This is a genomic window from Nocardioides aquaticus, from assembly GCF_018459925.1.
Taxonomy (GTDB): domain Bacteria; phylum Actinomycetota; class Actinomycetes; order Propionibacteriales; family Nocardioidaceae; genus Nocardioides; species Nocardioides aquaticus.
Map to the genome: position 1 here is coordinate 491,340 of NZ_CP075371.1, position 21,807 is coordinate 513,146.

Below are 21,807 nucleotides of genomic sequence, written 5' to 3' on the forward strand. Positions count from 1 at the left end.
CTGGTTGCGACCGATCAGCGGTTGAGCCACCACATCGAGGCGTTCAGCGCGGTCGCGAACAGGACCCAGGCGAGGTAGGGGACCATCAGCCAGGCCGCCGGGCGGCTGCGCGGCAGGAACAGCGCCACGGTGACCACGATCGCGACCAGCAGCACGACGATCTCGACCAGCGCGACGCCGTAGAGGCCGGCGCCGAAGAACAGCGGCGTCCAGGCGGCGTTCAGCACCAGCTGCACCGCCCAGGCGGTCGTGGCGCGGCCCCACCCGACGCGGCGCCAGACCAGCCAGCCGGCCACCGCGATCATCACGTAGAGCACCGTCCACACCGGCCCGAAGACCGAGGACGGCGGCGCGAAGGCCGGCTGGGCGAGGCGGGCGTACTCCGAGCCCGCCGACCCGGCGGCGAGCCCGCCGAGGCCCGCGGCCACCGCGACGGCGGCCAGGAACCCGAGCAGGGCGAGCAGGGAGCGGGGGCTGGCCGGGCGGGGCGCGGTGCGGGGGGCGGAGGTCGACGGGCTCACCGGTCGATGGTCCCCGACGGCGGTTTCGCGGCGCACGGCGGGCGTCTGTATGCTCCGGGCGTTGCTCGTCACGGTGCCTCGCGGTGCTGGTCGACCTGCACGCCGCCTTAGCTCAGTCGGTAGAGCGTCTCACTCGTAATGAGAAGGTCGTCGGTTCGATTCCGACAGGCGGCTCCGATCTCCGGACCACCCGGTCCGACGCGCGAGGCCCCCGCACCGCCATCGGCGGTACGGGGGCCTCGGCCGTCCGCGGGGGGAGCGGACGCGACGGGTACGTCAGTTGGTGCGCGTGTTGCGCGACCGGCTGCGGCGGTTGCGCCGACGGCGACGACGGCGGCGGCGACCGTCCCGGCTGCCGGTGTCGGTGTTGTCGCCGCGTGCGGCGACGGCGGGGGTGAGGGCGGTGAAGATGCCGGACCTGGCCATGGGGTTCTCCTCGGGTGGTCTGTCCCCGGTGGACCGGGGCTGATGTCGAGAACTCTGGCGGGGCTCGGTGAGGTGACCGTGAGACCTGGGTGAGGGAATCCTCATCGACGGTCACCGATGTGGCGACGCGACCTCCGCGGGCCTTGTCTTGACTCGTTCCAGAAAAGCGGGCATGGTCGAGGGGTGCAGCCGACCCCCGAGATCCAGCAGGCCCTGCGCGGCGCCGAGCTGCGTGTGACGCGCCAGCGCGCCGCGGTGCTGGCCGCGGTCCTCGCCCACCCGCACGCCGACACCGACACCGTCCTGCGGGCCGTGCGTGACGAGCTGCCCGGGGTGTCCCACCAGGCCGTCTACGACTCCCTGCACACGCTCACCGGCGCCGGCCTGGTGCGTCGCATCCAGCCCGCCGGTTCGGTGTCGCGCTACGAGGCGCGTACCGGTGACAACCACCACCACGTGGTGTGCCGGTCCTGCGGCAGCGTCGCCGACGTCGACTGCGCCGTCGGTGCCGCGCCCTGCCTGACCCCCTCCGAGGACCACGGCTTCGTCATCGACGAGGCCGAGGTCGTCTTCTGGGGCACCTGCGGCGCCTGCGGCGCCGCCCGCCCCACCTGATCTTCCCGACCGACCGACCGTCCACCCGAAGGAGAGGAACCCCGTGACCGAGCAGAGCCACGAGACCCGCGAAGCAGAGATGAACACCCAGGACGCCGGCGGCTGCCCCGTCGCCCACGGGCGGATGAGCCACCCCACCGAGGGCTCGACGAACGAGCGCTGGTGGCCGGAGACGCTGAACGTCAAGATCCTCCGCAAGCACCACCCCTCGGCCGACCCGATGGACGACGACTTCGACTACGCGACCGCGTTCCAGTCCGTCGACCTCGCCGAGCTGCGCGCCGACGTCAAGCAGGTCATGACGACCTCACAGGACTTCTGGCCGGCCGACTACGGCCACTACGGCCCGTTCTTCATCCGGATGGCGTGGCACAGCGCCGGGACGTACCGCGTGGCCGACGGCCGCGGCGGCGCCGGCGCCGGCATGCAGCGCTTCGCCCCGCTCAACAGCTGGCCCGACAACGCCAACCTCGACAAGGCCCGTCGCCTGCTGTGGCCGATCAAGCAGAAGTACGGCCGCAACCTCTCCTGGGCCGACCTCATCGTCTTCACCGGCAACGTGGCGCTCGAGGACATGGGCCTGCCGACCTTCGGCTTCGCCGGCGGCCGCGCGGACGTGTGGGAGCCCGACGAGGACGTGTACTGGGGTCCCGAGACCACCTGGCTCGGCGACGAGCGCTACACCGGCGACCGGGAGCTCCAGGGACCCCTCGCTGCGGTCCAGATGGGTCTGATCTACGTCAACCCCGAGGGCCCGAACGGCAACCCGGACCCGCTGGCCTCGGCCCGCGACATCCGCGAGACCTTCGGGCGGATGGCGATGAACGACGAGGAGACCTTCGCCCTCATCGCCGGTGGCCACACCTTCGGCAAGACCCACGGCGCGGGTGACCCCGAGCCGCACGTCGGCCCCGAGCCCGAGGGCGCGGACCTGACCGAGCAGGGCCTCGGCTGGCGCAGCACCTTCAAGTCCGGCAAGGGCCGCGACGCGATCACCAGCGGCATCGAGGTCACCTGGACCCAGACGCCCACGCAGTGGTCGATGAAGTACCTCGAGAACCTGTACGACCTCGACTGGGAGCTCACCACGAGCCCCGGCGGCGCCCACCAGTGGCAGCCCTCCGGCGGTGCGGCCGCCAACACGGTGCCCGACCCCGAGGACGGCTCCCTCTCGCGCCCGCCGACGATGCTCACCACCGACGTGGCGCTCAAGGTCGACCCCGTCTACGAGGAGATCGGGCGCCGCTTCCGGGCGGACCCCGACGCCTTCGCCGACGCCTTCGCCCGGGCCTGGTTCAAGCTGACCCACCGCGACATGGGCCCGATCCAGCGCTACCTCGGCCAGGAGGTCCCGACCGAGGAGCTCGTCTGGCAGGACCGCGTGCCGGCCGTCGACCACGAGCTGGTCTCGGACGCCGACGTCGCCGCGCTGAAGGAGAAGGTGCTCGGGTCCGGTCTGTCGGTCTCCCGCCTGGTCTCCACCGCGTGGGCCTCCGCCTCGACGTTCCGCAACAGCGACAAGCGCGGCGGCGCCAACGGCGCCCGCCTCCGCCTCGCCCCGCAGAACGGCTGGACGGTCAACGACCCCGAGGAGCTCGCGCAGGCGCTGCGGGTGCTCGAGGGCGTCCGCGACGAGTTCAACGCCGCGGGCGGCGCGAAGATCTCGCTGGCCGACCTGGTCGTCCTGGCCGGTGCCGCCGGCGTCGAGAAGGCCGCCCGCGACGGCGGCCACGACGTCACGGTGCCGTTCACCCCGGGCCGCACCGACGCCACGCAGGAGCAGACCGACGAGGCCTCGATGGCGTGGCTCGAGCCCACCGCCGACGGCTTCCGCAACTACCTCGGCAAGGGCCAGATGCTGCCGGCGGAGTTCCTGCTGGTCGACCGGGCCAACCTGCTCGGCCTGAGCGCCCCGGAGCTGACCGTCCTGGTCGGCGGCCTGCGGGTGCTCGGGGCCAACACCGGCGGCTCGAAGGCCGGCGTGCTCACCGAGCGCGAGGGAGTGCTCAGCAACGACTTCTTCCGCACGCTGCTCGGCATGGACCTCGAGTGGAGCCAGGTCGGCGACGACCGCGACTCCTTCGAGGCCCGCCGCCACGGCTCGGACGAGGTCGTCTGGACCGGGACCCGCAGCGACCTGGTGTTCGGCTCGAACTCCGAGCTGCGCGCGGTCGCCGAGGTCTACGCCTCCGACGACGCGCAGGAGAAGTTCGTGCGCGACTTCGTCAAGGCCTGGGACAAGGTCATGATGGCCGACCGCTACGACGTGGCGGACGCCCGCGCCTGACGGTCCTGCACACGCAAGAGCCCGGTCGCCCCGAGAGGGGCGGCCGGGCTCTTGTCGTACGTCGCTGGGTCAGCAGCAGATCGTGGAACGCTCCCGGACCGGGGGCGCGACGTGGTGGGGGTCCGGTGCGCCGGCGACCAGGACGTGCGCCTGGGGCGCCCCGAGGTGCGGGCCGCGCACGCACCGCAGCGACCCCGAGCGGTGCTCGCAGCGCTCCTCGTCGTGGCCGGCGACCTCGATGCTGCCGATCCGGAACGGGGCGGGCGCCGTACGCAGGGTGCGGCGGGTGCTCAGCGACGTCACCGAGCGGCCGGGCCGGCGCCGGGGGACGGCGGGCTCGAGGTGGGTGACGGTCTTCACCGTCGCGGGGCGGGCGGGCTGGGCGGGCGGAACGGGTGTCGTGGCGATCACGAGGGCCTCCGGGAGGGGGTCGGGGTGGTCGGCCACCGGCGTGTCCGTCGGCCTGTCCGGAGGAACAACACCGGGAGGGCCCCGGACAGTCCCGCCCGAGGGGTGACTTCTACCGTCGTGGCTGCAGCGGCCCACCGGGCCGCGCCACCGACCAGGAGGGACAGACCATGACCACGTGGTTCATCACCGGATGCTCGACCGGGCTCGGGCGGGCCTTCGCCCTCGAGGCCCTCGACCGCGGCCACCGGGTCGTCGTCACCGCACGTGACGTGGGCTCGGTCCAGGACCTCGCCGACGCCCACCCCGACCAGGTGCTCGCGGTCCCGCTCGACGTCACCGACGACGCCCAGGTCGCCGCGGCCGTCGCCGCGGCGGAGGAGCGGTTCGGCGGCGTCGACGTCCTCGTCAACAACGCCGGGTACGGCTACCGCTCCGCCCTCGAGGAGGGCGACCACGAGGACGTGCTGCGGCTGTTCGACACCCACGTGCACGGCACCGTGCGCCTGACGCAGGCCGTCCTGCCCGGGATGCGCGCCCGGCGCTCGGGCACGGTCGTCAACCTCTCGTCGATCGGGGCGCGGGTCTGCCCGGAGGGCTCCGGCTACTACGCCGCCGTCAAGGCCGCCGTCGAGGCGCTCACGCTCTCGCTGCGCAAGGAGGTCGCCCCCCTCGGGATCACCGCCATGACCGTCGAGCCCGGCGCCTTCCGGACCGACTTCTCCGGCCGGTCGCTGACCCAGTCGGCCGTCCCGATCGACGACTACGCCGACACCGCGGGCCGCCGTCGTCGCGAGAACGACCCGACCGACGGCACCCAGCCCGGTGACCCGGCCAAGGCGGCGAGGGCGCTGGTCGACGTCGTGGAGTCGGGGCGGGCGCCGTACCTGCTCGTGCTCGGCAACGACGCCTCCGACGGCATCCGCGGGGCGCTGGACGCGCTGCGCGCGGACCTGGACGCCTGGGAGGACGTCAGCCGCAGCACGGACTTCGACTAGGCCCGGCCGAGCGGGTCCTCGGCCACCGCGCGGATCTCCACCAGCGTGCCCGGGACCACGAGCTCGGCGATCCCGATCGCCGACCACGCGGGGTACGGCGCGGGCACGTGCTGGTCCTTGACGGCGGCGAACGCGAGGAAGTGCTCGCGCAGTCCGACGTGGTACGTCGTGAGCTCGACCAGGTCGGCCGTGGTCGCACCCGCGGTGGCCAGCGTCGCGTCGAGGTGGGTGAACGCCTGGCGGAACTGGGTCGTCGGGTCGGGATCGACGGTGCCGTCGGCGCGCACGCCGGTGACGCCGGAGCAGAAGAGCAGGCCGCGGCTGCGGACGACGTGGCTGAAGTGCCAGCGCGCGGCGGGGTCCTGGGGGCCGGCGGCGGCGGGGTCGACGAGGTGGTCCACGGGGCGATCCTGCCCTGCTGCCGCCGGGTCCGCTCAGGCCCGTCGTCGCACCCACAGGCAGGCGACGACGTCGTCGGTGTCGGGTGCCAGGAAGAGCAGGTAGTGGCGTCCGGCGACGTCGTCGACGACCGGCGCCAGGCGGACGGTCTGCTGGCCGGAGGCTGCGAGGTCCTCGACTGCGCTGTCGAACCCGGCGTGCTCGACGCCGACGGCGACCACGTGCGCCGCGCGGCGCCGGTAGATCGTGAGCAGGTTCGCCGTGGTCGGCCGGCCCGGGAACGTCTCGGGGCGGGCGCCGCGCCCGATCGCGTCGGCGCAGTCGTGCGAGGCCGGGTCGGGTCGTTCCCGCAACGTCGCCTGCAGCCGGTCGAGGTCCATGCCCCGATGCTGGCACCCGTGTGCTGCGTTCCGGACCACCGCCGGGCCGGTCGCGTCTAGCCTGCGGGACGTGCTGCTCCACCTCGCCGTCGTCCCACCCCCGCCCTGGTCGACGAGGCCTCGGCCGTGCTGCGGGACCTGCGGGCTCCGGCCCCGGCTCGCAGCGGCGGGGTCGGGCGCCTGCTCGGGCGCTCCCGCACGACGCCCGCCGGGCCGGCTCCTCTCGACCTCCTCGACCCGGACCTGGTCCTGCTGCCCGTGACCCCCCTGGGCAACCTCACCCCGCGCGACGCCCGGCGCCTGGCCGCGGCGGTCACCGACGCCCTCGCACCGCTCGCCAGGCCGGTGGTGCGCACGCACGGCGGGGTCGCCCTCGAGCCGATCGGCGACGACCGTGTCCAGGTCCGCCTGGTCGGCGACGAGAGGGGACTGCGGACGGTGGTCTCGGCGGCGCTCGCCGCGATCGAGCAGGTCGGGATCTTCTGCGACCGCCGGGTGTTCCGTCCGCTGCTCCCGCTGGCCCGGGTCAACGAGGCGACCACCGAGGCCGACCTGGAGGCCGCTCTGGCCGCGCTGGCCGGGGCCGAGGGGCGGCCGTGGGCCGTCGACCACGTCGCGCTCCTCCAACGCCCCGCCGACGCGCGGACCCAGCCGTCGCGGGTGGTCGAGCGGATCCCGGTCGGGGCGCCGTAGCCCGGGTGTCCTGAGGGTGGAGATCGGGAAGAAAAGCCCCGCGGTGTTGTTCAACCTTGCATGAAGAAGATCGGCTTCCTGTCCTTCGGGCACTGGACCCCCTCGCCGCAGTCGCAGACGCGCTCGGCCTCCGACGTGCTGCTGCAGTCGATCGACCTCGCGGTCGCGGCGGAGGAGCTCGGGGCGGACGGAGCGTACTTCCGCGTGCACCACTTCGCGAACCAGCTCGCCTCGCCGTTCCCGCTGCTGGCCGCGGTCGGGGCGCGCACGAGCCGGATCGAGATCGGCACCGGCGTGATCGACATGCGCTACGAGAACCCGCTCTACATGGCCGAGGACGCCGGCTCGGCCGACCTCATCTCCGGCGGCAGGCTGCAGCTCGGCATCAGCCGCGGCTCACCGGAGCAGGTCGTCGACGGCTTCCGCTACTTCGGGTACGCCCCCGGTGAGGGCCAGGACGCCTCCGACATGGCCCGTCAGCACACCCAGGTGCTTCTCGAGGTGCTCAAGGGCGAGGGGTTCGCCGAGCCCAACCCGCGCCCGATGTTCCCGAACCCGCCGGGCCTGCTGCGCATCGAGCCGCACAGCCCCGGCCTGCGGGACCGGATCTGGTGGGGCGCCGGCACGCGCGCCACGGCCGAGTGGACCGCGGAGCAGGGGATGAACCTGATGAGCTCCACCCTGCTCAGCGAGGACACCGGGGTGCCCTTCCACCAGCTGCAGGCCGAGCAGGTCGAGCGGTACCGCAAGGCGTGGGCCGACGCCGGGCACCAGCGGGACGGCCGCGTCTCGGTCAGCCGGAGCATCTTCCCGGTCGTCAACGACCTCGACCGGGCGTACTTCGGTGCGGCCGGCGGGCAGGACCAGGTCGGCTACCTCGACGGCGGCAAGGCCCGCTTCGGCAAGACGTACGCCGGTGAGCTCGAGCAGCTGGTCAAGGACCTGGCCGAGGACGAGGCGATCGCGGCGGCGGACACCCTGCTGCTGACGATCCCCAACCAGCTCGGGGTCGACTACTGCGCCCACGTCCTCGACGTGGTCGTCAACCAGGTGGCGCCGGAGCTCGGCTGGCGCTGATCCGGGGGGCGCCGACCCGGCCCGCGCCGGACGCGGCGGGGCGCGTCCGGTAGACAATCCCCATGAGCGACCTGTTCACCGAGTCCAGCAGCCAGTGGCTGAGCCGCGACGAGCTGGAGTCGGCCCGCCAGCGGCTGCCGATGCTCTACGTCGACGCGGTGCCGGTCCGGGTCGACGAGACGGGCACGGTCACCGCGTTCGGGCTGCTGCTGCGGGTCAGCGGCGACGGCGAGATCAGCAGGGCGCTGATCTCGGGCCGTGTGCTCTACCAGGAGCGGGTCCGCACCGCGCTCCTGCGCCACCTGGAGAAGGACCTCGGCCCGCTGGCGCTGCCCAAGCTCCCGGCCCACCCGCAGCCCTTCACCGTCGCGGAGTACTTCCCGATGCGGGGCGTCACCCCGTTCCACGACGCCCGTCAGCACGCCGTCTCGCTGGCCTACGTCGTGCCGGTCGAGGGCGACTGCGCCCCCCAGCAGGACGCGCTGGAGCTGGCCTGGTTCACCCCCGAGCAGGCTGCCGACCCGGAGGTCCAGCAGGCGATGGCCGGCGGCCAGGGCACGCTGCTGCGCCAGGCGCTGGCGGTCTGCGGCTTCTAGCCGAGATGACGCTCGCGGACAGCCGAGGTGACGCTCGCGGACAGCCGAGGTGACGCTCGCGGACAGCCGAGGTGACGCTCGCGGACACGCGAGATGACGGTTGCGGCGCGTGGCATGCTCCGGCCATGCCCGCTCTGCTGACACCCGGCCCCGTGCGTCGATGAGGGCGGTCTCCTGCGCCCACGGCGAGCTGGAGGTCGTCGACCTGCCCGACCCTCGCCCGGCCGCCGGCCAGGTCGTGCTCGCCGTGCGCCGATGCGGGATCTGCGGCTCCGACCTGCACGCCAAGGACCACGCCGACGAGCTCGACGAGGTCATGGTGGAGGTCGGGTACGACGCCTCGATCCGCTCCGACCGCCCCACCGTGCTCGGCCACGAGATCTGCGGCGAGGTCGTCGAGCGCGGTCGTGGCGTCCCCCGGGAGCTCCGTCCGGGCACGCTGGCGGTGACCTTCCCGCTGGTCCGCGCGGCCGGGGCGGTGCACCTGACGGGGTTGTCGCCCCAGGCGCCGGGCGGGTACGCCGAGCAGGTGCTGGCGCAGGGCTCGATGACGCTCGCCGTGCCGAACGGGCTCGCGCCCGAGGTCGCCGTGCTGACCGAGCCGATGGCCGTCGCGCTGCACGCGGTGCGCCGGGCCGACGTCGGGCGGCGCGACGTCGCGGTCGTCCTGGGCTGCGGCCCCGTCGGCCTGGCCGTGGTCTGCCACCTGAAGGCGCGCGGCGTACGTCGGGTCGTGGCCTCGGACCCCTCGGCCGCCCGGCGGGCGCTGGCCCTGCGGTGCGGAGCGGACACCGTGGTCGACCCGCGCGAGGAGTCGCCGTACGACGCAGCCTCGACGCGGCGGACCGTGCGGACGGCCCCGCAGCTCCTCGAGCTGGCCGTGGGTTCGATGGACAGGCTGCGCCGGGTCCCGGGGTGGGTGCACCTCTACCGCGCCGCCGAGCTGGCCGGGGCGGCGGACGCGCCGCGGCCGGTCGTCTTCGAGTGCGTCGGCACCCCCGGGATGATCGACGGTGTCCTGTCCGGGGCGCCGATGGGCACCCGGGTCGTGGTGGTCGGCGTCTGCATGGGCGCGGACCGGATCCGCCCGTCGATGGCGGTCAACAAGGAGATCGAGCTCCGCTTCGTGCTCGGCTACACCCCTCTTGAGCTGCGGGACACGCTGCACCTGCTGGCCGAGGGCGAGGTCGATGCCTCGCCGCTGGTCACCGGGACGGTCGGGCTCGACGGGGTGGCCGGGGCGTTCGTCGCGCTGGCCGGGGCCGAGCGGCACGCCAAGGTGCTCGTCGACCCGTCGTCCGACGCCGTGCTCTGACCCCGGGGCGAGGGCGCGCCGCAACCGTCACCTCGAGGCGCCGCGAGCGTCATCTCGGCTGTCCGGAAGGGTCATCTCGGCCCGGGTGCGGTGCGGGGCCCGGGACAGGGGACGATGCCGGTCATGCGACTGACCTGGACCCTGCACGGTGACGGGCGCTCGGTGGCCCCCGACGCGATCGTCCGCCCCGGCGAGCGGCTCAGCTGGCCGCTGACGGTCGGGCTCGGCGCGCAGCACGTCGTCGCGATGTTCGGCGCGACCTTCCTGGTCCCGCTGCTGACCGGCTTCCCGCCGACCGCGACCCTGTTCTTCTCCGGCGTCGGCACGATCCTCTTCCTGCTGCTGACGGCGAACCGGCTGCCGAGCTACCTCGGCTCGTCGTTCGCCTTCATCGCCCCGATCACGGCCGCCAGCACCAGCGGCGGCCCCGGGGCGGCCCTGTTCGGCGTGCTGGCCACCGGGCTGCTGCTCGCCGCGGTCGGCGCGGTGGTCCTGGTCACCGGCACCGGCTGGATCGAGTCGCTGATGCCGCCCGTGGTCACCGGCGCGATCGTCGCCCTGATCGGCCTGAACCTCGCCGGCGCCGCGACGACCAACGTCGAGATGGCGCCGCTCACCGCCTTCGTGACCCTCGCCGTGGTGCTGCTGGTCGCGGTCGGCCTGCGCGGGTTCGCCGCCCGCCTGTCCATCCTGATTGGCGTCGCCGTCGGGTACGTCGTGGCCGCGGTCACCGGCGTCGTCGACCTCGCCCCCGTGGGCGACGCGGCCTGGGTCGGCCTTCCCGACTTCACCGCCCCGTCCTTCGCGTGGTCGGTCCTGCCGGCCTTCCTGCCGGTGGTGCTGGTCCTGGTCGCCGAGAACGTCGGCCACGTCCGTACGGTCGCCCACCTGACCGGGGACGAGTCGGTCAACCGGCTCACCGGACGAGCGTTGCTGGCCGACGGGCTGGCCACCACGCTGGCCGGGGCCGGCGGCGGATCGGGCACCACGACGTACGGCGAGAACATCGGCGTGATGGCCGCGACGCGCGTCTACTCGACCGCGGCCTACTGGGTCGCCGGGCTGACCGCGCTCCTGCTGAGCTTGTCGCCCAAGTTCGGTGCGCTGGTCAACACGATCCCGGCCGGCGTGCTGGGCGGGGTGACCGTCGCGCTCTACGGCCTGATCGGCGTCATCGGCGTCAAGATCTGGATCGACAACCGGGTCGACTTCTCCCGCCCGGTCAACCAGCTCACGGCGGCCGTCGCGCTGGTGATCGGGATCGGCGACCTGACCCTCGGCTTCGGCCTCGGCGGCGAGGACGTCGTGGTGACCGGGATCGCGCTCGGCACGATCGCCGCGCTGGTCGTCTTCCACCTGATGACCGCGGTCGAGAGGGCCCGCGGGACGGGCCCCGCCGGCCGGCCGTGAGTCTCCGGGCTGTTCTCGCCGAGCGCCTCTGGCTCGGTGTCTACTCTTGCCGGGTGCGCAGCCTGCTGGTGGTGGAGGACGACCGGGACGGGCGGGCCCGGACCGCCGCACCGGTCCCGCGACGACGCCCGGTGAGCCCGTGACCCTGGCCGAGGACCCCGTCGACGGCGTGCCGCGTCCCCGAGTCGTCGCCCACCTCGGGTGGGCCCTCGTCCTCGTCCTGCTCGTCCTGGTCGGTCGTCTCACCGTGGTGGGGGACGAGTCCCTCGGCCTGGTGTGGCCCGCGGCGGGGGCGGCGTTCATGTGGTTGTTCCAGCAGCGGGGTCGGCCGGCCTCGGCAGCCGTGCTGGCCGGCATCGCGGCCGCGGTGGGCGTCGCGACGGCGTTGACCGGTGCGTCCACGCTCGTCCTGGTGATCGCGGTCGTCGTCAACGTCGGCGAAGCAGCCCTGGCTGTGCTGCTCGTGCGGCGCTGGTGCCCCCAGCTGCTCGGCGCCGGAGGGCAGGACAGCGTGCACGATCCCGGGGTCGTGGCCCGCGGGGTCGCCGCGGTCGCCCTCGCCACCGGTGTGGGAGCGGTCGCCGCCAGCCTGTCGTTGGCGGCGGCCGGTCTCGCCGGGCCGGGCGCCGGTTTCCTCGACTGGTGGGCCCGTCACCTGACGGGACTCGTGGTGGTCGCGGCCGTGACGCACCTGCTCTGGGAGCGCCTGCTCCGACGACGCGCCGGCCTCCCCGCACCCGGGTGGACACGGACCTCGCGGCTCGAGGCCGTGGCGCTCGGGGTGGTCTCGCTGGCGTCCTACGGGACGGTCTTCCTGCAGGACTCCGGTCTGCCGCTGACCTTCCTGCTGATGGTACCTGCGATCTGGGTGGCGTCGCGGTTCAGCACCCTGGTCGCGGTGCTGCACAGCGTCGTCCTGGGGTCGGTGGGCGTCGCGCTGACGGTGACGGGTCGCGGGCCGTTCGGCGACCTGGCGACCGCGCAGGCCGAGGTGCTCGTGGTCCAGGCGTTCCTGCTGACCGTCCTGCTCACGGTTCTGGCGATCGGCTCCGGGCGGGACGAGCGGCAGCGGCTGGTGGCCGAGCTGGTCGTGTCCCACCAGGGCACCGCGCGTCGCGCGGAGCTTCTCGACGCGATGACCGACGCGATGGACGAGGGGCTCGTCGTGCTCGACCGCGCGGGAGTCATCCTGCGCACCAACCTCGCCGCGCGCGAGTTGCTGGAGATCACCGACACCGGGTACCGCTCGTCCTCGCGCGAGTACGCGGTGCTCCGGCCCGACGGGACGCCGATGCCGTTCGAGGAGCATCCCTCCCAGCGGGCACTGCGCGAGGGGCGCGTCGCCCCCGAGGACGTGGTGCTGCGCGACGTCGGTGGTGGTGAACGCGTCCTGTCGGTCACGGCGGCTCCTCTGTCGTCGGGCGTCCCCGGGGCGGCGGCGACGGCCTCGCTGGTGGTCTACCGCGAGGTCACCGCGGAGCGTCAGCAGCGCGCGCGGCTGGCGGACTTCGCCGCCGTGGCCGCGCACGACCTCCGCAACCCGTTGACCTCGGTCGGCGGATGGGTCGACCTGGCCCGTATGCAGGTCGCCAAGAAGGACGGCGCCGACCCCGTCGCGCTGGACCGCGCGCTGGGCCGGGCCCGGAGCGCCGTGGACCGGATGGCCTCCCTCGTCGACGACCTCCTGGCCCAGGCGCACGCCGAGGGCGGCGCGCTGGTCCTCGTCGCCACCGACCTGGGCGGGGCCGGCGGACTGGTGCGGGACGTGGCCGGCGAGCTCGACCTCGCCGTCGAGGTCGCCGACGGTCCGTGGCCGGAGGTCCTGGTCGACGCCGACCTCGTGCGTCAGCTGGTCGCGAACCTGCTGGGCAACGCCCACAAGTACGTCGCCCCCGGGGTCGAGCCGCGCGTCTGCGTGTCGTCGCAGGTCGCCGGTGCGCGCCTCGTGGTCCGCGTGGAGGACAACGGGATCGGGGTGCCCGAGGGCCAGCACGACCAAGTGTTCGAGCGGTTCCACCGCGCGCACGCCGAGGACGGGTCCTACCCGGGCACGGGCCTCGGCCTGGCGATCTGCCGCACGGTGGTGCAGCGGCACGAGGGCAGCATCGTCTGCACGCCGGCCCCGGGGGGCGGCACCGCCTTCACCTTCGACCTCCCGTTGGCGGCGACAGGAGGGGCCGAGGGCCCCGCCGAGGGTGCGAGCGGCGTCACGCCCGGTCGAGCAGGGTGGTGAGGGTGCGCACGACCCCGTCGTCGGTGTTGGCCGGGGCCCGGTGCCGGGCGCGCTGGAGGACGTCGGGGTGCGCGTTGTCCATCGCGAAGGACAACCCGGCCTCGTCGAGCATCTCGAGGTCGTTGAGGTAGTCGCCGAAGGCGGCCGTCTGCGCCGCGGTCACCCCGAGCGCCTCCTGCAGCCGCCGCACCGCGACGCCCTTGTGCACCCCGGCGTCCATCACGTCGACCCAGTGCGCGCCCGAGACGACCACCTGGTGGTCGGGCCGCAGCGGGGCCAGGGCCGGCTCGACCTGCTCGGTCGGGTCGCCGAAGGCGAACACGGCGACCTTGACCGCGATGTCGTCGACGGCGAGCAGGTCCTCGACCTCGGTCAGGCTGGCGTAGTAGGGGTCGACGTGGTCGAGGAAGGCCCGGTCGTGGCGCTCGACGTAGGCCGTGCGGCGACCGCAGACGACCACGCCGAGGTCGGCGCCGCCGTCCGCGAGCGCCCGCATCCGGCGGACGACGTCGGTCACCAGGGCGGCCGGCAGGGTCGCCGCGCTGATCTCCTGACCGTCGCGCACGACGTAGCCGCCGTTCTCGGCGATGAACACCATGCCCTCGGCTGCGCGGGCGAACATCGCGGCCAGGGTCGCGTACTGCCGCCCGCTCGCGGGGGCGAAGACCACGCCGGCCTCCCGCATCCGCTCGAGCAGCGGCCAGAGGCCGTCCGGCACCTGCCCGGCACCGTCGAGGAGCGTGCCGTCCATGTCGACGACCGCGAGGCGGAGGTCGGGACGCTCGGGCAGCGGTGCGTGGCTCACCCGGTCAGGATCCCAGTCCCGCCCGGAACCTGCGCACCCGGTCACTCGTCGCCGGAAGGAACGAAGTGCGCCGTGCCCCCTGGTGCGGGGCACTGACCTGCACCGACCGCGGACGGGTTGGAGGTCGGCACGACTTCCTTCCTTCCCACGACGTCACTACCCGCCGGGTGAGGCGTCCCGACCTACGGTTCTGCCCATGACTCACTACGACCTCGTGATCATCGGGACCGGCTCCGGCAACACCATCCTGGACGACCGGTTCGAGGGGTGGCGGGTCGCGATCGTCGAGGAGGGCGCGTACGGCGGGACCTGTCTGAACCGCGGCTGCATCCCCTCGAAGATGTACGTCGTCCCCGCCACCATCGCCCACGACGCGGCCGACGAGGGCCCCCGCCTGGGTCTGCGGACGTCGTACGACGGCGCCGACTGGCGCGCGATGCGGGACCGGGTCTTCGGGCGGATCGACCCGCTCGCACGGCAGGGCCACGAGTACCGCGTCGGGCAGTCGCACGTCGACGCGATCGACGGCCGGGCGCGGTTCACCGGGGCCCGTGCCCTGGTGGTCTCCCGCGAGGGGGAGACCGACCTGGAGCTGACCGCCGACCACGTCCTGATCGCGGTGGGCAGCCGGCCGGTCGTGCCGGACGTGCCGGGCCTGGACGCCGTGCCCTACGAGACCAGCGACACCGTGATGCGCCTCGACGCGCTGCCCGCGCGGATAGGGGTCGTCGGCGGTGGCTACGTCGGGTCGGAGTTCGCGAACGTCTTCGCCTCCCTCGGCACCCAGGTGGTGCAGGTCGACTCGGCGCCGCGGCTGATCGACAACCACGACCGGGAGGTCGCCGACCACTTCACCGAGCTCGCCGGGCGCCGCTGGGACCTCCGCCTCGACGCCGGTCTCGAGAAGGTGGAGCGCACGGACTCCGGGAGCATCACGATGCACCTCGGCGACGGCAGCCGCGCCGAGGTCGACGTGCTGCTGCTGGCCGTGGGTCGCACGCCCAACGCCGACCTGCTCGACCTCGACGGCAGCGGGAGCGGGGTGGAGGTCGACGACGCCGGCCGGGTGGTGGTCGACGAGCACCAGCGCACCACCGCAGACGGGGTCTGGGCCCTCGGCGACGTCTCCTCGCCTCAGCCGCTCAAGCACGTGGCCAACCAGGACGCCCGGGTCGTGCAGCACAACCTGCTGAACCCCGACGGCCTGCGGGTCAGCGACCACCGGTTCGTGCCGAGCGCCGTGTTCGCCTCCCCGCAGGTCGCCGCGGTCGGCCTGACCGAGGAGCAGGCCCGCGAGCAGGGCCTCGACCTCGCGGTCGGCCGGTCCCACTACGCCGACACCGCGCACGGGTGGGCGATGGAGACCGACGACCGGTGCCACTTCGCCAAGGTGCTGGCCGACCGCGCCACCGGCCGGCTCGTCGGCGCGCACCTCATCGGCCCCCAGGCCTCCGTCCTGGTGCAGCCGCTGATCCAGGCGATGAGCTTCGACCAGCCGGTGGTGGGGCTGGCCCGCGGGATGTACTGGATCCACCCCGCGCTGAGCGAGGTCGTCGAGACCGCGCTGCTCGCGCTCGAGGAGGAGCTGGTCGGCGAGAAGCCGTAGGCCCGGCCGCCGAGGCCGACGCCGCCGCCGGGGGTGAGCGGGGCCGCCGTACCGTCGGGGCGTGGACGAGACGACGAACGAGCAGGGCCCCGCGACGGCACGCCGCCGGCGGGTGCTGGTCACCGGCGCGACGGGGTACGTCGGCTCGCGGCTCGTGCCCGCCCTGCTCGCCGAGGGCCACGAGGTGGTCGCGGCGACGCGCAGCGCGTCGAGCCTCGAGGACTACCCCTGGTCGGACCGGGTCGACGCGGCCGAGTTCGACATCGCCGACGAGGACAAGATCGCCGCCGCGGTCGAGAGCGTCGACGCGGTGGTCTACCTGGTGCACTCGATGGCCGACGAGGACTTCGTCCGCAAGGACCGGGAGGCCGCCGAGCGGGTGGCCCGGGCCTGCGAGAAGGCCGGTGTGGAGCAGGTCGTCTACCTCTCCGGCCTCGTGCCGGACGCCGAGCTGACCGACCACCTGCGCTCGCGCCTGGAGGTCGAGGAGGTCTTCCTCGACTCGTCGGTCCCGGCGACGGTGCTGCGCGCCGCGATGGTGATCGGGTCCGGGTCGACCTCCTTCGAGCTGCTGCGCCGGCTCAGCCGTCGGGTGCCGCTGGTGACGCCGGTCCCGTCGTGGATGCGCCGCAGCCTCCAGCCGGTCTCGATCGACGACGTCGTCCACCTGCTGGTGCGCGCGCTCCAGGGTGAGGTGCACGACCGGCACTACGACGTCGGGGGCGACGACGTCCTGACCTACCCCGAGCTGCTGGCGCTGTTCGCCGAGGTGGACGGCCTGCGCCGACGCCGCGTGCTCGTGCCGGGCCTGTCGGCGAGGACGGTCGGGTGGGCCTGCGCGCGGATCAGCGGGATGGACATCACCACCGTCTCGGCCCTCGTCGAGAGCCTCGGTGAGGACATGGTCTGCGGCGAGGACGACGTACGTCGGGACCTCGCCGACCCCGACCACCGGTTCGTGTCCGTGCGGGAGGCGCTGCAGCGCTCCGTCTCGGAGTCCACGGACGGCGGGACGCTCGAGGGCGACACGCACGCCCCGGCACCGACCGACTCGGTCTGAGCCGCCTCAGCCGCCTCAGCCGCGCAGCGCCGCAGCCTCGCCGAGCGAGGGGCCGTACCAGGTCAGCAGGCGGCCGGGCACCCGGCGGGTCGGGACCCGGGTGAAGGCCTCGGGGCCGTCGGCGGCGGTGAACTCGTACGGCTCGTCGGGCAGCAGGACCAGGTCCACCCGCTCGGGGTCGTCGATCTCGGCCAGCTCGACGTGCGGGTAGCGCTCGCGGTCGCCGAAGGCGTTGGCCCAGCCCAGCCGGCGGGCCAGGTCGGAGGTGAAGGTGTCGCCGCCGACGACCATCCACGGGTCGCGCCACACCGGGATCGCGACCCGCGCGACGACCGGCGGCAGCGGTCCGCACCACTGCTCCCGCGCCGCGCCCAGCCAGCCGGGCCGGTCCCAGCCCAGCACGCGGTCGAAGAGGTCCTCGAAGGTCTCCACGGCCTCCGGGACCGTGCTGATCTCGCTGACGTGCACCCGGACGCCGGCGTCGCGCAGACGCCGCACGTCGAGCTCGCGGTTCTCCTCCTTGACCGCGAGCACGAGGTCGGGCGCGAGCGCGCGGACGGCCGCCAGGTCGGGGTTCTTCGTGCCGCGCACGCGGGTGACGTCGAGGTCGTGCGGGTGGGTGCACCAGTCCGTGGCGCCCACGACGCGCTCGGGGGCGACCGAGGCCAGCGCCTCGGTGAGCGAGGGCACCAGGGAGACCACCCGCTGCGCCGAGCGAGGCGCGCCGAGGATCACGACGGACGCCGCAGCGACAGGCCGGTGGCCACGTCGGCGACCCACGGGTGCGCGGCGACCTCGGCGCCGGCCCGGGCCGCGACGTCGTCCGGCATCGTGCTCGAGCGCCGCGCGTCCATGTCGACGTGCAGGTAGACGACCTCCATCCGGCATGCGACGCGGTCCCGCTCGCGGTCGAGGACGAGCGCGAGGCCGTGCAGCGCCTTGTCGGTGCGCCCGGCGAGGGCGGCGTGCACGGAGTACCGCTCGCCGAGCCGCAGCTCGCCGAGGTAGGCGATCCGGTGCTCGACGGTGAAGAAGGACGAGCCCCGGCGGGCGATGTAGTCCGCCCCGGTGACCCGCTCGGTGGTGAGGTCCCAGACCGCCCACGACGCGGCCGAGAAGTAGTGGCCGATGTTCATGTGGCCGTTCTCGTCGATGTGGTCCTCGGGCACCGTGGTGTCGGTCGCGGTGTGCAGCGCGAGGACCTGGGCGGTGGTCGGCTGCGCGGTCGGGCGGGCGGCGGGGGAGTCGGTCACGGGGCCTTCCTGAGGGGCGGGGGACGGTGGTCGGGGGCGCAGCGGACGAGGTCCAGGGCGAACCCGACGTAGTCGGCGGCGACCTGCTCGGCGGTCGCCGGGCCGTCGTGGCGGAACCACTGGGGCAGCGCGGTGCACAGGGTCACCGCGGCGCGGGCGGCCTCGTGCGGCCGGGTGGTGGCGAAGACGCGAGCGCGCACGCCGTCCTCGACGACGGCGTCGACGACCCGCTGCTCGGCGACCCGGCTCGCGGCGACGCGGGACCGGGCGGCCGGCTCCAGGCTGCGCATCTCGGAGGCGCCGACGAAGCCGAGCTCGCGGCGGTGGGTGTGGAACAGCGCCAGGCACTCGACCACGTGCGCGAACCGCTGCACGGGCCCGTCGGCCTCGTCCAGCGCGGCCCGGGTGCGGGCGTGCAGGTCGGCCATCGTCACGTCGAGCAGGGCCACGAGGAGGTCCTGCTTGCTGTCGTGGTGGTGGTAGAGCCCGGGCACCGACAGACCCGCCCGCCCGGCGATCGTGCGCATCGTGGCGCCGTGGTAGCCGTACTCGAGGAAGGCCGACAGCGCCCCGGTCAGCGGGGCGTCCAGGACCAGCGGCGGGAACGTCCGCCAGTCGCCGGCGTGCACGGCGGCCAGGGCCGCGGCGGCGCCGCGCGGGGGGCGGTCCGCGGGGTCGGCGAACAGCTGCTCCACGGGCACCCCGAGGGCCTGCGCGACCTGGGCCAGGCGCTGGGTCGAGACGCCCGTACGGCCGTTCTCGATCCCGCTGACCGTCGCGGTGCTCACCTCGAGCAGGGCGGCCAGCTGCCGGGAGGTGAGGCCGCGCTGGTGGCGCAGGCCGCGGATGGTCCGACCGAGCCGCTCGCGGTGGGTGACGTCGCCGGACGGGACCGGCGGGACGTCGTCGAGCGTGGGCACGGGTTCAACATAACTGAACCCGGCGGTGGTGAGGGGGACGGTGGACGGACCCTTGACGCCCGGGTGCGGCCCGCGACATGGTGAGGTACGTCATACGCGCGCCGAGCGCTCGCTCGGCCCGTGACCGCCACCGTGCTGGAGGAACCCATGAACGACGCCCCCGTCCCCGCCCTCGGCGAGCTGCTCAAGGACGCCCCGAGCAACTGGGGGAAGTGGGGGGAGGACGACGAGGTCGGCGGGCTGAACTACCTCGGCCCCGAGCAGGTGCTCGCCGCCGTCGGGCTGGTCCGCCAGGGCAAGACGTTCTGCATCCAGCGGCTGATCGGCGACCCGAAGGGCGACCCGGTGTGGCCGGGCCGCAAGCCCGCCGTGCGCACCCAGATCATGGACGAGGCGACCTGGGACGCCGACGACGCGCCGGCCTTCCCCGGCGGCCTGCACTACGCCGACGACATGATCAACGCCTTCCTCCAGGGCTCCACGCAGTACGACGCCCTCGGCCACGTGTGGTTCGACGGCCAGATGTGGAACGGCTACGACGCCCGCAGCTCGGTGGGCGGGATGGACAAGGCCAGCGTCGAGCCGATCGCGCAGAAGGGCGTCGTGGGGCGTGGCGTGCTGCTCGACATGGCCCGCTTCCGCGGCAAGACCTACCTCGACTCCGCCGAGACCTTCACCCACGAGGACCTCCTGGCCTGCGCCGAGTCCCAGGGCGTCGAGCTGCGCAAGCGCGACATCCTGGTGATCCGCACCAACTACCTCCAGCGGTTCTTCGAGCTCGGCGAGGCGTTCTACGAGGGCTTCTGCGAGCCGGGCCTGGTCTACAGCCCCGAGCTCGTCCAGTGGTTCCAGGACATGGAGATCCCCAACCTGGTCACCGACACCATCGCCAACGAGGTCACCTTCGACCCGAACACCGGTGTCGCGCTGACCCTGCACAACGCGCTGATGCGCAACCTCGGCGTCACCTTCACCGAGATCGTCGACCTGGAGGACCTCGCCGCCGACTGCGCCGACGACGGCACGTACGAGTTCTGCTACACCGCCGCCCCGATCAAGGTGGCCCAGGGCAGCGGTGCCCCGGTGAACCCCGTCGTCCTGAAGTGAGCACCCGGTGAGCGCCTACGACGAGTTGCCGTGGCTGGGCGTCTACGCCGGGCAGTCCGCCGAGCTCCCGCCGGAGCACCCCGACGCGCTGACGATGTACCGCGCCGGGCTCGCCGCCGACCCCGACGGCGTCGCGATCCGCTACTTCGACGGCGTGCTGACCCGGTCCGAGCTGGAGGCGCAGAGCGACGCCCTGGCCAGCGCCCTGCTGGCGCACGGCTTCGAGCGGGGCGACCGGCTCGCGGTCTACCTCCAGAACGTCCCGCAGTTCGTGGTCTGCATGGTCGCGACCTGGAAGGCCGGCGGGGTGATGGTCTCGATCAACCCGATGAGCCGCGCCCGCGAGCTGACCTACCTCCTGGCCGACTCCGGCGCGCGGGTCCTGGTCAGCCTGGAGACGCTGTACGACGAGGTGGCGCGCGAGGTCGTGCCCGGCACTGCGGTCGACCTCGTCCTGACCACCAGCGGGCTCGAGCACCAGCAGCGGCACGACGAGCGGCTGTTCGCCGGGGTCGCGCGCGCGCGGCACGACGGGACGACCGACCTGGCCACGCTGATCGAGGAGCACCGCGGCCAGGTGCCGCCGCCGGTCACGCTCGGGCCCGACGACGTCGCGTTCCTGACCTACACCTCGGGCACGACCGGGGTGCCCAAGGGCGCGATGAACACCCACCGCAACGTCGTCTTCACCGCCGGCGTCTACCGGGACCGGGCCCGGTTCGCGCCCGGCGGGTCGGTGTTCGGCGTCGCCCCGCTGTTCCACATCACCGGGCTCATCGGGCACGTCGCCGTCACCCTCGCCGCCCCGTCCGAGCTGGTGCTGGCCTACCGGTTCGAGCCGGGCGTCGTGCTGGACGCGCTGCTGGAGCACCGCCCGACGTACACGATCGGCGCGATCACCGCCTTCAACGCGCTGCTCAACGCCGAGGGCTTCACCCGCGACCACTTCTCGTCCTTCACCTCGGTCTACTCCGGAGGGGCCGCGATCTCGCCGACGGCCGAGAAGGCGTTCGCGGAGAAGACCGGGCTGCAGGTGCACAACGCCTACGGGCTGACCGAGACGACCAGCCCGATGACGCTCACGCCGTACGGCGCCCCCTCCCCGGTGGACCCGACCTCCGGGGCGCTGTCCGTCGGGGTGCCCGTGCCGAGCACGATCGTGCGGATCCAGGACGACGACGGGAACGACCTGCCGCTCGGCGAGGTCGGGGAGATCGTCGCCGACGGCCCGCAGGTCGTGGCGGGCTACTGGGGCAAGCCCGAGGAGACCGCCGCCGGCCTCCCGGGCGGGGCGCTGCGCAGCGGCGACGTGGGGTTCATGGACGCCGACGGCTGGGTCTACATCGTCGACCGCAAGAAGGACATGATCAACGCCTCCGGCTACAAGGTCTGGCCACGCGAGGTCGAGGACGTCCTGGCCGAGCACCCCGCCGTGCGCGAGTCCGCGGTGGTCGGCGTGCCCGACGAGAAGCGGGGCGAGACGGTCAGGGCGTTCGTCAGCCTGCACGCCGGCGCGACCGTCACCACCGAGGAGCTCGTCGCGCACTGCAAGGAGCGGATGGCGGCCTACAAGTACCCCCGCCAGGTCGTCGTCATCGACGAGCTCCCCAAGACCGTCACGGGCAAGATCCTGCGCCGCGAGCTGCGCGACTGACCACGTCGGACCACGGAGCCCCGCGCCCGTGGTCCGACGTGCCC

The 21,807-nt window shown here is 73.8% G+C and carries 22 protein-coding genes and 1 tRNA gene; 14 read left to right on the forward strand and 9 right to left on the reverse strand.

Going from position 1 to position 21,807, the window contains the following annotated elements; all coding sequences use genetic code 11:
• Nucleotides 1–14: 14 nt before the first annotated feature.
• On the reverse strand, nucleotides 15–521 hold the full coding sequence (locus ENKNEFLB_RS02390; protein ID WP_214057738.1) for a TspO/MBR family protein: 507 nt from the start codon (nucleotides 519–521) through the stop codon (nucleotides 15–17).
• A gap of 101 nt (nucleotides 522–622) precedes the next feature.
• On the opposite strand from ENKNEFLB_RS02390, the gene ENKNEFLB_RS02395 reads away from it, so the two are divergent.
• Nucleotides 623–695 (forward strand) — tRNA-Thr (locus ENKNEFLB_RS02395).
• A gap of 102 nt (nucleotides 696–797) precedes the next feature.
• Here ENKNEFLB_RS02395 and ENKNEFLB_RS02400 read toward each other — a convergent pair.
• Entirely contained in the window at nucleotides 798–947 is a 150-nt protein-coding gene (locus tag ENKNEFLB_RS02400) for a hypothetical protein (protein ID WP_214057739.1), read from the reverse strand.
• A 183-nt stretch (nucleotides 948–1,130) separates the two neighbouring features.
• On the opposite strand from ENKNEFLB_RS02400, the gene ENKNEFLB_RS02405 reads away from it, so the two are divergent.
• A complete protein-coding gene (locus ENKNEFLB_RS02405) occupies nucleotides 1,131–1,562 on the forward strand; it encodes a Fur family transcriptional regulator (protein ID WP_246535795.1) in 432 nt (143 codons plus the stop codon).
• Between the two features lie 79 nt (nucleotides 1,563–1,641).
• A complete protein-coding gene (gene katG / locus ENKNEFLB_RS02410; RefSeq protein WP_214059278.1) occupies nucleotides 1,642–3,849 on the forward strand; it encodes a catalase/peroxidase HPI in 2,208 nt (735 codons plus the stop codon).
• 69 nt (nucleotides 3,850–3,918) lie between these two features.
• On the opposite strand, the gene ENKNEFLB_RS02415 is transcribed toward katG, so the two are convergent.
• The gene (locus tag ENKNEFLB_RS02415) at nucleotides 3,919–4,296 is read right to left on the reverse strand and encodes a hypothetical protein (protein ID WP_214057741.1); all 378 of its coding nucleotides are present in this window, start codon (nucleotides 4,294–4,296) and stop codon (nucleotides 3,919–3,921) included.
• Nucleotides 4,297–4,427: 131 nt separating this feature from the next.
• Here ENKNEFLB_RS02415 and ENKNEFLB_RS02420 point away from each other — a divergent pair, with 131 nt between their 5' ends.
• The gene (locus ENKNEFLB_RS02420) at nucleotides 4,428–5,255 is read left to right on the forward strand and encodes an oxidoreductase (protein ID WP_214057742.1); all 828 of its coding nucleotides are present in this window, start codon (nucleotides 4,428–4,430) and stop codon (nucleotides 5,253–5,255) included.
• Here the strand turns inward: ENKNEFLB_RS02420 and ENKNEFLB_RS02425 are convergent.
• Nucleotides 5,252–5,656 (reverse strand): Rid family hydrolase, encoded by a 405-nt coding sequence (locus ENKNEFLB_RS02425; protein WP_214057743.1) that lies wholly within the window; start codon nucleotides 5,654–5,656, stop codon nucleotides 5,252–5,254. The genes ENKNEFLB_RS02420 and ENKNEFLB_RS02425 overlap by 4 nt on opposite strands.
• A gap of 33 nt (nucleotides 5,657–5,689) precedes the next feature.
• Nucleotides 5,690–6,034 carry a hypothetical protein gene (locus ENKNEFLB_RS02430; RefSeq protein ID WP_214057744.1) on the reverse strand — a complete coding sequence of 115 codons (345 nt, stop codon included), beginning with the start codon at nucleotides 6,032–6,034 and terminating at the stop codon, nucleotides 5,690–5,692.
• A gap of 126 nt (nucleotides 6,035–6,160) precedes the next feature.
• On the opposite strand from ENKNEFLB_RS02430, the gene ENKNEFLB_RS02435 reads away from it, so the two are divergent.
• The 6 genes from ENKNEFLB_RS02435 (at nucleotide 6,161) to ENKNEFLB_RS02460 (ending at nucleotide 13,358) form a co-directional block, all read left to right on the forward strand.
• The gene (locus ENKNEFLB_RS02435; protein WP_214057745.1) at nucleotides 6,161–6,727 is read left to right on the forward strand and encodes a hypothetical protein; all 567 of its coding nucleotides are present in this window, start codon (nucleotides 6,161–6,163) and stop codon (nucleotides 6,725–6,727) included.
• Between the two features lie 60 nt (nucleotides 6,728–6,787).
• Nucleotides 6,788–7,804 carry an LLM class flavin-dependent oxidoreductase gene (locus ENKNEFLB_RS02440; protein ID WP_214057746.1) on the forward strand — a complete coding sequence of 339 codons (1,017 nt, stop codon included), beginning with the start codon at nucleotides 6,788–6,790 and terminating at the stop codon, nucleotides 7,802–7,804.
• Between the two features lie 62 nt (nucleotides 7,805–7,866).
• Nucleotides 7,867–8,400 (forward strand): NUDIX hydrolase family protein, encoded by a 534-nt coding sequence (locus ENKNEFLB_RS02445; protein ID WP_214057747.1) that lies wholly within the window; start codon nucleotides 7,867–7,869, stop codon nucleotides 8,398–8,400.
• Between the two features lie 160 nt (nucleotides 8,401–8,560).
• The gene (locus ENKNEFLB_RS02450) at nucleotides 8,561–9,715 is read left to right on the forward strand and encodes a zinc-binding dehydrogenase (RefSeq protein WP_214057748.1); all 1,155 of its coding nucleotides are present in this window, start codon (nucleotides 8,561–8,563) and stop codon (nucleotides 9,713–9,715) included.
• 123 nt (nucleotides 9,716–9,838) lie between these two features.
• Nucleotides 9,839–11,125 (forward strand): uracil-xanthine permease family protein, encoded by a 1,287-nt coding sequence (locus tag ENKNEFLB_RS02455; RefSeq protein WP_214057749.1) that lies wholly within the window; start codon nucleotides 9,839–9,841, stop codon nucleotides 11,123–11,125.
• A gap of 139 nt (nucleotides 11,126–11,264) precedes the next feature.
• Nucleotides 11,265–13,358 carry an ATP-binding protein gene (locus ENKNEFLB_RS02460; protein ID WP_214057750.1) on the forward strand — a complete coding sequence of 698 codons (2,094 nt, stop codon included), beginning with the start codon at nucleotides 11,265–11,267 and terminating at the stop codon, nucleotides 13,356–13,358.
• Here the strand turns inward: ENKNEFLB_RS02460 and ENKNEFLB_RS02465 are convergent.
• Nucleotides 13,333–14,163 (reverse strand): Cof-type HAD-IIB family hydrolase, encoded by an 831-nt coding sequence (locus tag ENKNEFLB_RS02465; protein ID WP_214057751.1) that lies wholly within the window; start codon nucleotides 14,161–14,163, stop codon nucleotides 13,333–13,335. The genes ENKNEFLB_RS02460 and ENKNEFLB_RS02465 overlap by 26 nt on opposite strands.
• Before the next feature lie 196 nt (nucleotides 14,164–14,359).
• Here ENKNEFLB_RS02465 and ENKNEFLB_RS02470 point away from each other — a divergent pair, with 196 nt between their 5' ends.
• Together ENKNEFLB_RS02470 and ENKNEFLB_RS02475 are read left to right on the forward strand one after the other, a co-directional pair.
• Entirely contained in the window at nucleotides 14,360–15,769 is a 1,410-nt protein-coding gene (locus tag ENKNEFLB_RS02470) for a mycothione reductase (protein ID WP_214057752.1), read from the forward strand.
• A 61-nt stretch (nucleotides 15,770–15,830) separates the two neighbouring features.
• Nucleotides 15,831–16,829, forward strand: coding sequence for an NAD(P)H-binding protein (locus tag ENKNEFLB_RS02475; protein WP_214057753.1), 999 nt, complete (start codon nucleotides 15,831–15,833; stop codon nucleotides 16,827–16,829).
• A 15-nt stretch (nucleotides 16,830–16,844) separates the two neighbouring features.
• On the opposite strand, the gene ENKNEFLB_RS02480 is transcribed toward ENKNEFLB_RS02475, so the two are convergent.
• From ENKNEFLB_RS02480 to ENKNEFLB_RS02490, 3 genes are read right to left on the reverse strand one after another with little or no spacing between them, the layout of a single operon-like run.
• Nucleotides 16,845–17,564 (reverse strand): helical backbone metal receptor, encoded by a 720-nt coding sequence (locus ENKNEFLB_RS02480; RefSeq protein ID WP_246535796.1) that lies wholly within the window; start codon nucleotides 17,562–17,564, stop codon nucleotides 16,845–16,847.
• Nucleotides 17,561–18,082, reverse strand: a complete 522-nt coding sequence (locus ENKNEFLB_RS02485) for a thioesterase family protein (RefSeq protein ID WP_214057754.1) — start codon at nucleotides 18,080–18,082, stop codon at nucleotides 17,561–17,563. Before ENKNEFLB_RS02485 ends, ENKNEFLB_RS02480 begins: the two co-directional genes overlap by 4 nt.
• On the reverse strand, nucleotides 18,079–19,002 hold the full coding sequence (locus ENKNEFLB_RS02490; RefSeq protein ID WP_214057755.1) for a TetR-type transcription factor C-terminal domain-containing protein: 924 nt from the start codon (nucleotides 19,000–19,002) through the stop codon (nucleotides 18,079–18,081). The genes ENKNEFLB_RS02485 and ENKNEFLB_RS02490 overlap by 4 nt, the downstream gene beginning before the upstream one ends.
• A 120-nt stretch (nucleotides 19,003–19,122) precedes the next feature.
• Between ENKNEFLB_RS02490 and ENKNEFLB_RS02495 the strand changes: the two genes are divergently transcribed.
• Complete coding sequence (locus ENKNEFLB_RS02495; RefSeq protein ID WP_214057756.1) at nucleotides 19,123–20,109, forward strand: cyclase family protein; 987 nt, start codon at nucleotides 19,123–19,125, stop codon at nucleotides 20,107–20,109.
• Nucleotides 20,110–20,116: 7 nt separating this feature from the next.
• Entirely contained in the window at nucleotides 20,117–21,763 is a 1,647-nt protein-coding gene (locus ENKNEFLB_RS02500) for a class I adenylate-forming enzyme family protein (protein WP_214057757.1), read from the forward strand.
• Nucleotides 21,764–21,807: the final 44 nt, after the last annotated feature.

Excerpts from the sequence above, each read along its gene's own strand:
- ENKNEFLB_RS02400 (WP_214057739.1), bottom strand. The coding sequence starts at position 947 with ATGGCCAGGTCCGGCATCTTCACCGCCCTCACCCCCGCCGTCGCCGCA.
- katG (WP_214059278.1), top strand. The coding sequence starts at position 1,642 with ATGAACACCCAGGACGCCGGCGGCTGCCCCGTCGCCCACGGGCGGATG.
- ENKNEFLB_RS02420 (WP_214057742.1), top strand. The coding sequence starts at position 4,428 with ATGACCACGTGGTTCATCACCGGATGCTCGACCGGGCTCGGGCGGGCC.
- ENKNEFLB_RS02430 (WP_214057744.1), bottom strand. The coding sequence starts at position 6,034 with ATGGACCTCGACCGGCTGCAGGCGACGTTGCGGGAACGACCCGACCCG.
- ENKNEFLB_RS02440 (WP_214057746.1), top strand. The coding sequence starts at position 6,788 with ATGAAGAAGATCGGCTTCCTGTCCTTCGGGCACTGGACCCCCTCGCCG.
- ENKNEFLB_RS02445 (WP_214057747.1), top strand. The coding sequence starts at position 7,867 with ATGAGCGACCTGTTCACCGAGTCCAGCAGCCAGTGGCTGAGCCGCGAC.
- ENKNEFLB_RS02450 (WP_214057748.1), top strand. The coding sequence starts at position 8,561 with ATGAGGGCGGTCTCCTGCGCCCACGGCGAGCTGGAGGTCGTCGACCTG.
- ENKNEFLB_RS02455 (WP_214057749.1), top strand. The coding sequence starts at position 9,839 with ATGCGACTGACCTGGACCCTGCACGGTGACGGGCGCTCGGTGGCCCCC.
- ENKNEFLB_RS02470 (WP_214057752.1), top strand. The coding sequence starts at position 14,360 with ATGACTCACTACGACCTCGTGATCATCGGGACCGGCTCCGGCAACACC.